Genomic DNA, 13,858 nt, shown 5'->3' on the forward strand with positions numbered 1-13,858 from the left:
TTTGTCCTACCCAGCAGGTCAGACAATCTGGGCCCGCCCTCTACGCCGCATCGAGGGCCGGATGACCGCCCCACACATCCAGTAACGCGGTGGGCATTGCCATATGACGACCCGGTTCCTTCTGAACGGAGAGCCGCAGACGGTAGAGGCCGCGCCGACGCGCACGCTGCTCGACTGGCTGCGCGAAGACGCCCATCTGACCGGGACAAAGGAAGGCTGCAACGAGGGCGACTGCGGCGCCTGCACCGTGATGGTGACCGACGCCGACGGAACGGCTCGCGCGCTGAACGCCTGCATCCTGTTCCTGCCGCAACTCGAAGGCCGCGCCGTGCGCACGGTAGAGGGCATCGCCGCGCCCGACGGCACCCTGCACCCGGTGCAGCAGGCGATCGTCGACCACCACGGCAGCCAATGCGGCTTCTGCACGCCGGGCTTCATCGCCTCCATGGCCACCGCCCACTTCAACGGCGCCACCGACCATGAAGACCAGATCGCCGGCAACCTCTGCCGCTGCACCGGCTATGCCCCGATCCTGCGCGCCGCCCGCGCCGCCGAAACCGCGCCCGTGCCCGCCCACATGCACGACGCCGCAGCACTAACTCCCCCCTCCTTCCCCGTTCCCGAAAAATCCCAGGGGGAGTCCGCAGGACGGGGGACAGCGTCCCCCCGCCCCGCCCCGGCGGGGCCACAAAAAACCCCCTTCCTCCCAACACACTCCGACGAGCTGGCCCCCTGGTACGCCGCCCACCCCGATGCCACGCTGATCGCCGGAGCGACCGACGTGGGCCTTTGGGTGACCAAACAACACCGGGACCTGGGTGAGGTTGCCTTCCTGAACCAATGTGCGGACCTGAAAGGGATTGTTGCCGATTCTGATACAATCCGCATCGGCGCGATGACCAACATGACGGATGTCCTCGCGGCCCTCGCCCCAAGCCACCCCAGCTATGCCGAGATGATCCGCCGCTACGGCTCGGTTCAGGTCCGCAACGCCGCCACGATCGGCGGTAACATCGCCAACGGCTCGCCCATTGGCGACAACCCTCCGGCGCTCATCGCGCTGAGTGCCACGCTACACCTGCGCCATGGCGACAGCCGTCGCGATCTGCCGCTGGAAGACTTCTTCCTCACCTACGGCAAACAGGACCGCGCACCGGGCGAGTTTGTGGAGGCCATCAGCATCCCGGTGCAACCCGACACCCTGCGGGTCTACAAGCTGTCGAAGCGGTTTGATCAGGACATCTCCGCCGTCTGCGGTGCGTTCAATCTGGTCGCGGAGGGCGGTGTGATCACCAGCGCGCGCATCGCCTTTGGCGGCATGGCCGGCACGCCGAAACGCGCCACGGCGGTCGAACAAGCGCTCCTCGGCAAACCCGCCTCGCTGCAATCGGCAACGGAGGCCCAGCCTGCTTTCGCGCAAGACTTCGCGCCCCTCTCGGACATGCGCGCCTCCTCTGAATACCGCCTGCAAACCGCGCAGAACATGCTGCTGCGGTACATGGCCGAGATGTCAGGCCAAGCCACCGACGTGTTGGAGGTCCGGCCATGAGCGTGCATAAATCCCTGCCCCATGACGCCGCGCGTCTGCATGTGACGGGCGCCGCGCGGTACGTCGACGATATCCCGACACCCGCCGATTGCCTGCATTTGGCCTTCGGTCTTTCGACCATCGCCAGGGGCCATGTCGTTGACATGGACCTCACCGCCACACGCGCAGCGCCAGGCGTCGTCACCGTTGTGGCCGGGGCTGATCTTGCGCAAATCCCCGATTGCTCGCCCTCAAACCATGACGAGCCGCTGCTCTCAGACGGCACGATCCACTACGCGGGCCAGCCCCTGTTCATGGTCGCCGCCCGAAGCCATCTTGAGGCGCGCCGCGCCGCCGCCTTGGCACATGTGGAGCTGCGAGAAGAGGTGCCCTGCCTGACCATCGAAGAGGCGCAGGCCGCCAACAGCCGGTTCGAGGAAGGCCCGCGCGTCTACAGCAAGGGCGATGTGGATGCTGCCTTGGAAAGCGCCGCTCATCTCGTCGAAGGCACCCTCGACATCGGCGGGCAGGAGCACTTCTACCTGGAAGGCCAGTCCGCCCTCGCCCTGCCGCAAGAGGGCGGCGATATGGTTGTGCATTCCTCCTCCCAGCACCCGACCGAGATCCAACACAAGGTGGCCGACGCCTTGGGTCTCCCGATGCACAGCGTGCGCGTGGAGGTCCGCCGCATGGGCGGCGGTTTTGGCGGCAAGGAAAGTCAGGGCAACCACCTCGCCATCGCCTGTGCCCTGGTCGCGGCCCAGACCGGCCGCCCCTGCAAGATGCGATACGACCGGGATGATGATTTCATCATCACCGGCAAGCGCCATGATGCGCGGGTGGCATACCGCGCGGGCTTCGACACCGACGGCCGCCTGCTTGGGGTCGACTTCATTCAGCACATCCGCTGCGGTTGGGCCATGGATCTGTCCCTGCCCGTGGCCGACCGCGCCATGCTGCACGCCGACAATGCCTACCTTTTGCCAGCCGCCCGGATCACCTCGCACCGCTGGAAGACCAACACGCAATCCGCCACGGCCTTTCGCGGGTTCGGCGGCCCCCAGGGCATGGTCGGGATCGAGCGGGTGATTGACCACGCCGCCCATCAGTTGGGGCTGGACCCGCTGGAGCTGCGGCGCTTGAATTATTACCGGGAGGCGCCTGTGGCGGCCGAGGGACGCTCCGCGGGGAGTTTTTCTGGCAAGATGAAGAGAGCGCGATTGGAGACCGCTGATCTGGAGGGGCGCGGCTCGGTGCAAGTGGCCCGCAGCGGCGGGGCCAAGCGGTTCGGCGGCGCGCATTCGCCGGTGGCGGGCGGGGAGGCGCCCAATACCACGCCCTATGGGATGGATGTTGAGGATTTCATCCTCCGTGACCTGCAAGACCAGTTATCCACAAACTGTGAGTTCGAAAATCGTAAGCAAGCTGTGGAGAAATGGAACGCGGAGCATTCGATCCTGAAACGCGGTATCGCGCTGACGCCGGTGAAGTTTGGGATTTCGTTTACGCTCACGCACCTCAACCAGGCGGGCGCGTTGGTGCATGTGTACCAGGACGGCTCGATCCACATGAACCATGGCGGGACCGAGATGGGCCAGGGCCTGTTCCAGAAGGTGGCGCAGGTCGCCGCAAGCCGTTTCGGTGTGGCGGTGGACCGCGTCAAGATCACCGCCACGGACACCGGCAAGGTGCCCAACACCTCCGCCACCGCGGCGTCCTCGGGCACGGATCTGAACGGAATGGCTGTTAAGGCCGCCTGCGATAAGATCCGGGATCGGATCGCAGAGGAGGTGGCCGGCGCGTTGCAGGCGGAGCCTGCGGACGTGGTGTTCGAGGACGGGATGGTCCGCGCGGGCACTGCCGAAATGACGTTTGAGGAGGCCGTGAAGCGGGTCTACATGGCGCGCGTCTCTCTGTCGGCGACGGGCTTCTACAAGACCCCGAAAATCGAATGGGATCGCATCGCGGGCCAAGGCCGCCCGTTCCTTTATTTCGCCTATGGCGCCGCCTGTTCCGAGGTCGTGATCGACACGCTCACCGGCGAAAACCGCATCCTGCGCACGGATATTTTGCATGACGCGGGCGCCTCCCTAAACCCGGCGCTCGACATTGGCCAGATTGAGGGCGGCTTCGTCCAGGGCGCCGGATGGCTGACGATGGAGGAACTGGTCTGGGACGCACGCGGCGCCCTCAAGACCCATGCGCCGTCGACCTACAAGATCCCCTGCGCCTCCGACGCGCCCGACGTCTTCAACGTCGCTCTCTACGATGCGCCGAACCGCGAGGACACAATCTATCGCTCCAAGGCGGTGGGCGAGCCGCCCTTCATGCTCGGGATCAGCGTGTTCTCGGCCCTCGGTCACGCCTGCGCCGCTTGCGGCCCCGAGTTCCCGGACCTGCAAGCCCCCGCCACACCCGAGGCTATCCTGGCCGCCGTCACCCGGGCCCGGGGATGAGCTTTGATCTCGACAGCCTGCAGCAGGCCATCTTGTCCCATGGCCCGACCTGCCGTGTGGTGATTGCGGAGACGCGTGGCTCAACCCCGAGGGAGGTTGGCGCGGCGATGCTCGTCTGGGCGGACGGTCAAAGCGGAACCATCGGCGGCGGGCGTCTGGAGTTTGATGCCGTCAAAATGGCGCGCAAGAACATTGAGCGGCAGATCGTGAGCTCCGCAAAATCCGTGCCCCTCGGGCCTGAGCTTGGCCAATGCTGCGGCGGGGCCGTCACGCTGTCGTTCGAGCTTTTCAGCGATCCGGCGTTGACCTTGAGCTTTCCCTACGCCCATCCCGTGATGGCCGCCCTTTCCCCCTCGGCGGCAGTTGAGGAGGTGATCGCGCGCGGCGTCACGGCGCCAACCCTTGTGGATGATTGGCTGGTGGAGCCGCGCACGGCGCCTTCGCAAAAGCTCTGGATCTGGGGCGCGGGTCATGTGGGGCGCGCACTTGTCCACATCCTCTCCCCAGTCCAAGATATTGAAATCACGTGGATTGACACTGCCGCGGATCGTTTTCCACAGGACGTGCCGGGCACTGTCCAGCAGGCCATCGCCGCTGACCCGCCGCGCCTGATGCCCCATGCACCGTCCGTTGCCCATCACCTGATTGTCACCTATTCCCACGAAATCGACCTGGCGCTCTGCCATGCCGCGCTGAGCCACAGCTTCCAGACCTGCGGTCTGATCGGATCAGCCACCAAATGGGCGCGGTTCCGCAAACGCCTCCAGCAGCTTGGCCATTCGGACGCCCAAATTTCACGCATAATGTGCCCAATCGGCGACCCTGCCTTGGGCAAACACCCCCAAGCCATTGCGATCGGCGTGGCCGCGCGGCTACTTGATAGTCAAACGCTGAAAGAATCAGCAAACATAGCGTCCGGGGGGACATGACCGCACCGCTGCTCGATATATCCGGCTTGACCAAAGCCTACCCCGGTGTCGTGGCGAATGACGACGTGTCCTTCGCGATCCAACCCGGCGAGGTCCATGCCCTTCTGGGCGAGAACGGCGCGGGCAAATCGACATTGGTGAAGATGATCTACGGCCTTGTGTCCCCGGACAGCGGCACCATGACCTTGAACGGCGCACCCTACACCCCGGCAGAGCCGCGCGCCGCGCGCCTTTCCGGCGTCGCCATGGTGTTTCAGCACTTCTCTTTGTTCGAGGCGCTCTCGGTGGCGGAAAACATCGCGCTCGGCATGGAAGACCCGCCCCAGCCGCGCGACCTCAGCGCCCGGATCACCGACGTCAGCGCCGCTTACGGCCTGCCGCTGGACCCTGAAAGCCTTGTTGGAAACCTTTCGGCGGGTGAACGCCAGCGGGTCGAGATTATCCGCTGCCTGCTGCAGGATCCCAAGCTGCTCATCATGGATGAGCCGACCTCGGTTCTGACCCCGCAAGAGGTGGAAATCCTGTTTCACACCCTGCGCAAACTCAGCGCCGAGGGCACCGCGATCCTCTACATCTCCCACAAGCTGGAGGAAATCCGCGCCCTCTGCGATGCCGCCACGATCCTGCGCCTCGGCAAGAAAGTGGGCGAGTGCGACCCGAAAGAGACCTCTGCCGCGCAGATGGCTGAACTGATGGTGGGCAAGTCCCTGGCCGTGCCCGCACGCGCCTCGGCGGAACCCGGTGAGACGTTACTGGCGCTCAATTCCCTGAGCCTCACCGCCACCAACCCCTTCGGCACATCGCTCAAGGACATCTCGCTAGAGGTGCGGGTGGGCGAAGTCCTTGGCATCGGCGGGGTGGCAGGTAATGGCCAGGACGAATTGCTCGCCGTCTTGTCCGGCGAACGCCCGACGCCCCCCGGCACGCTCACCTTTGAGGGCCGTGACGTCAGCGAGGACGGCCCCAACGCGCGCCGCGCCAGTGGTCTGTTGTCGGCCCCGGAAGAGCGGTTGGGCCATGCCGCGGCACCAGACATGTCGCTGACCGAAAACGCTGTGCTGACCGGGCAAGCCCGCAAGGGGCTGGCCAAGAACGGCTTCATCTCCTGGCCCGCCTCGCGCGCCTTTGCCGATGATATTATCGCGAAATTCGACGTCCGCACCCCTGGCAATGGCACCGCCGCGCGAGCCCTTTCGGGCGGCAATCTGCAGAAGTTCGTGATCGGGCGCGAGATCCTGCAAGACCCGAAAATCCTTGTCGTGAACCAGCCCACCTGGGGCGTTGACGCCTCTGCCGCCGCCGACATCCGGCAGGCGCTTTTGAACCTCGCCGAAGGGGGCGCGGGGGTTATCGTAATCAGCCAGGACCTCGATGAGCTTCTGGAAATCTCGGACCGCTTCTGCGCGTTGAACGAGGGCACGCTGTCCGCGCCGCGCCCGGCGCGCGGATTGTCGATGGAGGAAATCGGCCTGATGCTCGGGGGCGCCCACGGGATGGAAGACGCCAAGCCGGAGGCGCACCTATGATCCGCCTCGAAAAGCGCCCGACGCCGTCGCGGTTCTGGTCGCTGTCGACCCCGGTGGTCGCGGTTATCCTCACGATGATCGCAGGCGGGCTGATGTTCGCGGCCCTGGGCCAGGACCCGCTGGAGGTCATCCGCGTGATTTTCTGGGATCCGCTGTTTCACGAACGCTTCGCCGCCTTCTCGCGCCCACAACTGCTGGTCAAGGCAGGCCCCCTGATCCTGATCGCGATCGGCCTGTCCCTGGGCTTCCGCGCAGGCATCTGGAACATCGGGGCAGAGGGGCAATACATCATCGGGGCTCTCTTTGGCGCTGCGTTTGGCCTCGCCCTCTACCCGTCGGAATCGCCGCTGATCTTCCCCGGCATGATCCTTGCCGCGCTGATCGGGGGCACGCTTTGGGCGATGATCCCGGCGCTCCTCAAGGTGAAGGCCAACACCAACGAGATCCTCGTGTCGCTTCTGTTGGTCTACGTGGCCGAGGCCATTCTGGCCTCTGCGGCCACCAACTGGCTTCGCAATCCCGATGGTCAGGGCTTCCCCGGCTCGCGCATGCTGTCGCGCCACCCCGGCACCGACAACCCCGAGCTGATCGCGGGTACTGGCATGCACATGGGCGTTCTGGCGGCCTTCATCGCCGTGATCGCGGCCTATGTGTTGTTCCAGAAACACCTGCTCGGCTACCAGATCAAACTCGCAGGGCAAGCCCCCCGCGCGGCGCGGTTTTCGGGCGTCAGCCCGACGCGGATGGTGGTGCTCTGCCTCGGCGTCTCGGGTGCCATGGCAGGGGCGGCGGGCCTCTTTGAGGCATCGGGCCCCCAGGGTTCCATCACCATCGACTTCAACGTGGGCTACGGCTTCACCGCGATCATCGTTGCCTTCCTGGGCCGTTTGCACCCCATCGGCATCCTTTTCGCGGGCCTCCTGATGGCGCTGACCTATATCGGCGGCGAGCTGGCGCAACTGATGCTGCAAGTCCCCTCCCCCGCGATCCAGGCCTTCCAGGGCATGCTCCTTTTCTTCCTCCTGGCGCTGGACGTGCTGTCAAACTACCGCATCCGCGTCGGACGGGAGGCCAAGGCATGACCGCCACCCGCCCGCCTTTCAGCACGCGCGACCTTCCCGCCACCTTGTTGCTGAGCGCCATCGGCGCGTTCCTCGGCTTCGGCGCCTCGATCCTCGTCTTTCTGACCGCAGATGGGCTGGGGATGATCCTTTGGCTGCTGATCCCCATCGCGATCTACCAGATCGTGGGCATTGGCATCGTGCATCTGATCGTCTGGGCCTGCGCCGCCTCGTGGGCGCTGATCCGGGGCCGCGACCTACCCCCGCGCCCGCCCTCACTACCCGCGCCACACCCCAGGGGGTCGCAACCCTGGCTGAAGGACTATGCGATGCCCATCGCCTTCGCGGTCTCCCTCACGCTGATTGTCCTGAACGCCTGGCGCAACGGCATCTTCACGGAGGGTTTCTTGTGATTGATCCCGTCACCCTCATCGTTGCCCTGATCACTATCTCCACCCCCGTGCTTCTGGCGGCGTTGGGCGAGTTGGTGGTCGAGAAATCTGGCGTCCTCAATCTGGGCGTGGAGGGGATGATGATCATGGGCGCGGTCTGTGGCTACATCATTGCCAACCAGACGGGCTCGCCCACGCTGGCGTTCATCGGCGGCATGGCGGGCGGCGCGGCGTTGTCGCTGATCTTTGCGGTCGTCACGCAATTCCTGATGGCGAACCAGGTGGCATCGGGGCTTGCGCTGACACTCTTCGGCTTGGGCCTCGCGGCGCTTCTGGGCGTCGGGTATGAGGGCCAGCCGATCCCCGAAGTCGCCAAACCCCTGCCCGAGATGCTGCGCGAGATCCCTGTCGTCGGCCCCGTTCTTCTAAGCCATGACATTGTCACTTACCTGGCGATCGCCATGGTCTTCGTGCTCTGGTACGTGCTCAAACACACCCGCATGGGCCTGATCATCCGCGCGGTCGGCGAAAGCCACGACGCGGCCCATGCGCTGGGGTACAAGGTGATCCGCATCCGCTGTGCTGCAATCGTCTTTGGTGGCGCCATGGCGGGCCTGGGCGGCGCGTTCCTGTCGGTGGTTTATGTGGAGAACTGGGTGCAGGGCATGACCGCAGGCGCGGGCTGGATCGCCCTGGCCCTTGTGGTCTTCGCAGCGTGGAAGCCGGGCCGCGTGCTTTTCGGCGCCTGGCTTTTCGGTGGCATCGCGGCGTTGCAGTTGCGCCTGCAAGCGGCCGAGGTGCCAGTGCCCGTCGCCCTGCTGGACGCCTCGCCGTACCTCGTGACCATCGCCGTTCTGGTCCTGATGTCCTCGGACCGGGCCAAGGCTGCGATCAACGCCCCCGCCGCCCTCGGCAAGACATTCCACGCCAGCGGGTAAGCCGATGAAACGGTCTGATATCATCGACATCATGGACGGCACCCACCCCCGCGTCGGGCGCGGCGTGGCGCTGGCGATCTACGCACTGATCTGCGCCTCGGCGGTTGTCATCGCGCTGGAGACGATGCCGGACCTCTCGCCTCGGATGAACGCCTTCCTCGTCGGCGCAGAGATCGCGATCCTGTCGCTTTTCGTGGTGGAATACGGCCTGCGCCTGACCTGTTCCGAGCATCCGCTGAAATATGCCTTCAGCTTCTGGGGCATTGTGGATTTCCTGGCCATTGTGCCCGCGCTGGTGTTCCTGCTGCCGGACTTCGCCACCATCCGCGCCATCCGGCTTTTGCGCATCCTGCGGCTGTTGAAACTGTTCAAGGCCAACCGCGCGCTCGACCGCATCGCCCGTGCCCTGAACCAGGCCAAGGCGGAATTCGCCATCTTCTTCTTTATTGCCTGCGTCGCCCTTTATCTGGCCGCCGTGGGCATCTACCATTTCGAGCATGAAGCCCAACCCGAGGGCTTTTCCTCGATCCCGGAAAGCCTGTGGTGGGCAATCGCGACGTTCACCACCGTGGGCTACGGCGACGTCTATCCGATCACGGCAGGGGGGCGGATCTTCACCGGCCTCGTGATGTTGATCGGCATCGGCATCATCGCCGTGCCCGCAGGCCTTGTGACGGCGGCCCTGACCGAGGCCCGCCCCGCAGACGGCACAAACCAAGACACTGAAAATCCAACAACAGGGGATGAAACATGAAACTGACAACCAAACTTCTGACCAGCGCCGCGCTGGCCGTGGGCCTTGCGGGCTCTGCTATGGCCCAGGACGACCCGTTCCAGGTCGGCTTTGTCTACGTCGGTCCCATAGGCGACTATGGCTGGACCTGGACCCATGACCAGGGCCGTCTTGCCGTGGAAGAGGCTTACGGCGACGACGTCGAGACGGTGTTTGCCGAAAGCGTGCCCGAGGGTGCGGATGCCGAGCGTGTGATCCAGCAGATGGTCCTGGGCGGCGCCGATATGATCTTCACCACGTCCTTCGGTTACGGCGAAGCGACGAATGCCGTCGCGGGCCAGTTCCCCGATGTCTATTTCGAGCATGCGACGGGCTACCTGCGCGAGCATGAGAACGTGTCGACGTATTCCGCGCGCTTCTACCAGGGCCGCGCCGTCATCGGCCACATCGCGGGCCACATGACCGAAAGCAACATCGTGGGCTACATCGCCTCTTATCCGATCCCCGAGGTTATCCGCGGCATCAACTCCGCCTACCTGCACGCGCGCGAAGTGAACCCCGATGTCGAATTCCGCGTCGTCTGGGTCTACACTTGGTTCGACCCGGCGGAAGAAGCGGCTGCTGCTCAGGCGCTGATCGATGCGGGCGCAGACGTGATCATGCAGCACACGGATTCGACCGCGCCCCAGGCGGCGGCTCAGGAAGCGGGCAATGTGTACACGTTTGGCCAAGCCTCCGACATGATCCAGTTCGCGCCCGCGCCCCGGATCTCGTCCATCATCGACAACTGGGGGCCTTACTATGTGCGCCGCGTCGGTGAGGCGATGGAGGGCACCTGGGAGCAGTCCGATACCTGGGAAGGCATGACCGAAGGCATGGTCCTGATCGGCGAGATGACCGACGCGATCCCCGAAGAGGTCCGCGCCTCTGCGACGGCGCTGATGGAAGGCATGCAGACCGGCGACTACCACCCGTTCACCGGCCCGATCAACCGCCAGGACGGCACCGCCTGGCTCGGCGACGGCGAAGTGGCCGATGACGGCACATTGGCGGGGATGGACTTCTATGTCGAAGGCATCACCGGCGAAGTCCCTAACTGATCTTCGGAATGTCGAACATCGAAGAGCCCGCCCTCCGGCGGGCTCTTCTCGTCCGAGAGGGAAATGGCCGGGCTCAAGCCCCGTTGGGGCCCTCGCCCGGCCATGCTGCCGCGCGCGGGAGGCGACGGCGGCGTGTGAGATCTTGGGTTGGTCTCAGGGGCAGCCTTTCTAGGGGCTCTGCCCCTAACCCCGGAGTTGTACGGGCAAGATGAAGGCACCCCGTCCACGCTCCATGTTTCATCTTGCCAAGAAAACTCAAATCCGTGGTCGGCCCTAGGAATACCAGCTTGGGTGTGAGGCAGAACCGCAGCCAAGCCCTGCGCCCGAGGGCCGCGCAGCGGGCCGAGGGCGCCCCCGCCGCCGAGGCAAAGACGCGCGGCAGCGCGTCGTGCGAGGCGGCCCCTTGTCGGGCCAGGCTCTGCGTGCCACCTCTTGGCCCATGACCTACGATTTCCTCATCATCGGCGGTGGCATCGCGGGCGCTTCCGCCGGAGCCCGCCTTTCATCGCTCGGCACGACCTGCCTCCTGGAAGCCGAACCGGCGCTGGCCTATCACGCCTCGGGCCGATCTGCCGCGCTGTTTGAGGCCAATTATGGCCATCCCGTCACCGTCGCCCTAAGCAAAGCCTCGGCCCAGGACCACAATACGCTCGATGGCGGTCTGCTGTCGCCGCGGGGCCTTCTTATGCTCGCAGGCCCGGGCGAGGATGACGCCATGGCGCGCGACATTGCCGCCATGGATCTGGAAGAGATCACGCCCGCCGAGGCGCAATCCTTTGTCCCCATCCTCGACACCGCGCATATCACCCGGGCCGCCCACCATGAGGCCGCCTGGGACATCGACACCGACCGCATGGTGCAGCATTTCGCCCGCGCCATTCGCGCCAAGGGCGCGGTGCACACAGGTCAAACTGTCACGGCCATCACCCGCACCCCTGACGGGTGGGAGGTCACGACGCTCACCCAAACGCTCCACGCCCGCCACATCGTCAACGCCGCTGGTGCCTGGGCCGACCAGATCGCGTCGTTCGCGGGCGTCGCTCCCCTTGGCCTCACGCCCCTCCGCCGCTCCATGGCGCGGATGCCTGCGCCCGGCGGGCACGACGTTTCCGCCTGGCCGATGCTCATCGGAGCTGGTGAGACGTGGTATGCCAAGCCTGACGCGGGCGCCTGGTTGGTATCTCCGGCTGAAGAGGACCCCACAACGCCCCATGACGCTTTTGCCGACGACATGGTGCTGGCCGAGGGCATCGCGCGCTACCAGCCCTTCGTGACCGAAGAGGTCACGCGCGTCACGGCAACCTGGGCAGGCCTCAGAACCTTTTCGCCCGACCGCTGCCTTGTGATCGGCCCCGATGCCGCAGAGCCCACCTTCCTGTGGTTTGCGGGCCAGGGCGGTTACGGCTTCCAGACCGCGCCCGCCGCCAGCCAACTTCTGGCAGACCTGGTCGCTGGCGCGCCGTCGCCGCTGGACAGGGCCACCATCCAAGCGCTAGCGCCGTCACGTTTTCGATAGGTCAGGAAACCCCGAACTTGGAACTTAGCCGCAACGGCCCTATCCTTGCCCCAACGCATAACCCGGAGAACCCCATGTCTCGACCCTTCCTCGCGGCGGGCCTTGCCTGCACGTTGATGATTCTACCTTTCGCCGCCTCTGCCCAATCACAACTCGACCGGTTTGAAGCGTTGAGCGAGCAGATGACGACCCTCACCTACCAGGGCCTCGCCGCCCAATATCCCGTGTTGCAGGGCATCCTGCCCTCGGCCGATTGGGGCCGGCCTGAGCGGCGCGCAGGCCGCTGCGCGCTGCGTGACTATGAACGCGCCGTGGGCGAAGACGGCGTTGAAGCGATGCTGGTGGAGTTTGAGACCGCCATTGCCCGCGCCCGCCCCTCGGACCTTCTGGACGGCACCTTCAGCGCGGGCGTGCCCCAGGGCCTGACCGCCGCCCAGGTCCAGCAGATCAACACCGAATGCGGCCTGTTGGAGCTGCAGATGCAGCGCCTGGCCGAATCCGGCGCCATGCAAGCGTTGCAAAGCCAATGATCCGCACCACCACGGCTCTGGCCACCGCCGTCACCTTTTTGGCCCTTCCAGTCGCAGCTCAATCGACGTTCGAGCGGCTGGAAGCCGTTGCCGTCACCATGAACGGCATGATGTTCGACGCCATGGTCGCCCAGACCCCGGCGCTAGAGGGCAATATGCCTTCTGCCGAATGGTCCGACGGCCTGCGCACCGCCTACCAGTGTATGTACGACGGCTTCGTCGACCGCGTGGGAGAGCCCGCGATGGCGGACATGGTTTCGCAGATGGAAGCACAGCTCGACACCATCACGGCGGAAGAGGTCTTGATGGGCGGCGGCGACATCGAAAACCCTGAAGGCCTCACCGATGAGCAAGCCCAGGAGATCGTGGCCAATTGCGGCATGATGGACGCGTTCATGGCACATATGTCGGCATCTGGCGCGCTTCAGATCCTGATGCAGGACGACTGATGGCCCACCAAGCTGCGGGCGAACCTTCTGCCTACGCTTCTGCGCCCTCTTACGACGACGGGCGCCTTAGTGCGCCCGCCGCCCTGCGCAACCGGGATGCCTTGACGGCGGCGCTTGCGGGAATCGCTCCCGCCACAGGCACGGCCCTAGAGATCGCCTCGGGCACGGGCGAGCATGTGATCCGCTTTGCCCCGGCGATGCCCGGCCTGCACTGGAACCCCACGGATCCGGACCCGGCGCGCCGTGCCTCCATTGCGGCCTGGATGGCGGCGGAACCCTCCCCCAACATCGCCGCGCCGATGCACCTGGATGCCAGCACCGCGGGATGGGCGGCCAAGCACGGGCCCCATGACCTGATCTGCCTCGCCAACCTTCTGCACCTTGTCCCCGATGACGCGGCCAGAACCTGCCTGTTGGAAATGGCCCGTGCCCTGCGCCCGGGCGGGCGCGCTGTCGTCTACGGGCCGTTCCTGCGGGACGGCCAGACAACGTCCCAAGGCGACGCGGCGTTCAATGCCCGCCTTAAGGTCGAAAACCCCGGCGCAGGCTACAAGGATGTCGCTTGGGTGCTGGGACATTGGCAAAACGCAGGCCTCATTGCCGATGCCCCGCAGGAGATGCCTGCCAATAACCTCCTGCTGACGGCCACCAGGACAGAGGCAAACGACGCAACGTAAAGTTACGTTTCGCTTTTATCTAA

At 65.4% G+C, this 13,858-nt stretch carries 13 protein-coding genes; all 13 read left to right on the forward strand.

Features of this window, described 5'->3' with window-relative positions:
* The first annotated feature begins 103 nt into the window (after window positions 1-103).
* The 13 genes from xdhA to AC6I9R_RS19545 all read left to right on the forward strand — a co-directional run bounded on the left by xdhA (window position 104) and on the right by AC6I9R_RS19545 (window position 13,835).
* The gene (gene xdhA / locus AC6I9R_RS19485; RefSeq protein WP_461428476.1) at window positions 104-1,549 is read left to right on the forward strand and encodes a xanthine dehydrogenase small subunit; all 1,446 of its coding nucleotides are present in this window, start codon (window positions 104-106) and stop codon (window positions 1,547-1,549) included.
* Entirely contained in the window at window positions 1,546-3,984 is a 2,439-nt protein-coding gene (xdhB, locus tag AC6I9R_RS19490) for a xanthine dehydrogenase molybdopterin binding subunit (protein ID WP_461428475.1), read from the forward strand. The genes xdhA and xdhB overlap by 4 nt, the downstream gene beginning before the upstream one ends.
* Window positions 3,981-4,913 carry a xanthine dehydrogenase accessory protein XdhC gene (gene xdhC, locus AC6I9R_RS19495; protein WP_461428474.1) on the forward strand — a complete coding sequence of 311 codons (933 nt, stop codon included), beginning with the start codon at window positions 3,981-3,983 and terminating at the stop codon, window positions 4,911-4,913. The genes xdhB and xdhC overlap by 4 nt, the downstream gene beginning before the upstream one ends.
* Window positions 4,910-6,439, forward strand: coding sequence for an ABC transporter ATP-binding protein (locus AC6I9R_RS19500; protein WP_461428473.1), 1,530 nt, complete (start codon window positions 4,910-4,912; stop codon window positions 6,437-6,439). The genes xdhC and AC6I9R_RS19500 overlap by 4 nt, the downstream gene beginning before the upstream one ends.
* Complete coding sequence (locus tag AC6I9R_RS19505) at window positions 6,436-7,521, forward strand: ABC transporter permease (protein WP_461428472.1); 1,086 nt, start codon at window positions 6,436-6,438, stop codon at window positions 7,519-7,521. The genes AC6I9R_RS19500 and AC6I9R_RS19505 overlap by 4 nt, the downstream gene beginning before the upstream one ends.
* Window positions 7,518-7,913 carry a hypothetical protein gene (locus AC6I9R_RS19510; RefSeq protein WP_461428471.1) on the forward strand — a complete coding sequence of 132 codons (396 nt, stop codon included), beginning with the start codon at window positions 7,518-7,520 and terminating at the stop codon, window positions 7,911-7,913. The genes AC6I9R_RS19505 and AC6I9R_RS19510 overlap by 4 nt, the downstream gene beginning before the upstream one ends.
* Window positions 7,910-8,830, forward strand: a complete 921-nt coding sequence (locus tag AC6I9R_RS19515; RefSeq protein WP_461428470.1) for an ABC transporter permease — start codon at window positions 7,910-7,912, stop codon at window positions 8,828-8,830. Before AC6I9R_RS19510 ends, AC6I9R_RS19515 begins: the two co-directional genes overlap by 4 nt.
* Window positions 8,831-8,834: 4 nt before the next feature.
* Window positions 8,835-9,584 (forward strand): ion transporter, encoded by a 750-nt coding sequence (locus AC6I9R_RS19520; RefSeq protein WP_461428469.1) that lies wholly within the window; start codon window positions 8,835-8,837, stop codon window positions 9,582-9,584.
* Window positions 9,581-10,663: a BMP family ABC transporter substrate-binding protein gene (locus tag AC6I9R_RS19525; RefSeq protein WP_461428468.1), complete on the forward strand. Its 1,083-nt coding sequence runs from the start codon at window positions 9,581-9,583 to the stop codon at window positions 10,661-10,663. Before AC6I9R_RS19520 ends, AC6I9R_RS19525 begins: the two co-directional genes overlap by 4 nt.
* A gap of 439 nt (window positions 10,664-11,102) precedes the next feature.
* Window positions 11,103-12,179: an NAD(P)/FAD-dependent oxidoreductase gene (locus tag AC6I9R_RS19530; RefSeq protein ID WP_461428467.1), complete on the forward strand. Its 1,077-nt coding sequence runs from the start codon at window positions 11,103-11,105 to the stop codon at window positions 12,177-12,179.
* A gap of 74 nt (window positions 12,180-12,253) precedes the next feature.
* Window positions 12,254-12,709, forward strand: a complete 456-nt coding sequence (locus tag AC6I9R_RS19535; protein ID WP_461428466.1) for a hypothetical protein — start codon at window positions 12,254-12,256, stop codon at window positions 12,707-12,709.
* Window positions 12,706-13,158, forward strand: coding sequence for a hypothetical protein (locus AC6I9R_RS19540; protein WP_461428465.1), 453 nt, complete (start codon window positions 12,706-12,708; stop codon window positions 13,156-13,158). Before AC6I9R_RS19535 ends, AC6I9R_RS19540 begins: the two co-directional genes overlap by 4 nt.
* Window positions 13,158-13,835 carry a DUF938 domain-containing protein gene (locus tag AC6I9R_RS19545; protein ID WP_461428464.1) on the forward strand — a complete coding sequence of 226 codons (678 nt, stop codon included), beginning with the start codon at window positions 13,158-13,160 and terminating at the stop codon, window positions 13,833-13,835. The genes AC6I9R_RS19540 and AC6I9R_RS19545 overlap by 1 nt, the downstream gene beginning before the upstream one ends.
* Window positions 13,836-13,858: the final 23 nt, after the last annotated feature.

It is taken from the genome of Gymnodinialimonas sp. (assembly GCF_059726805.1).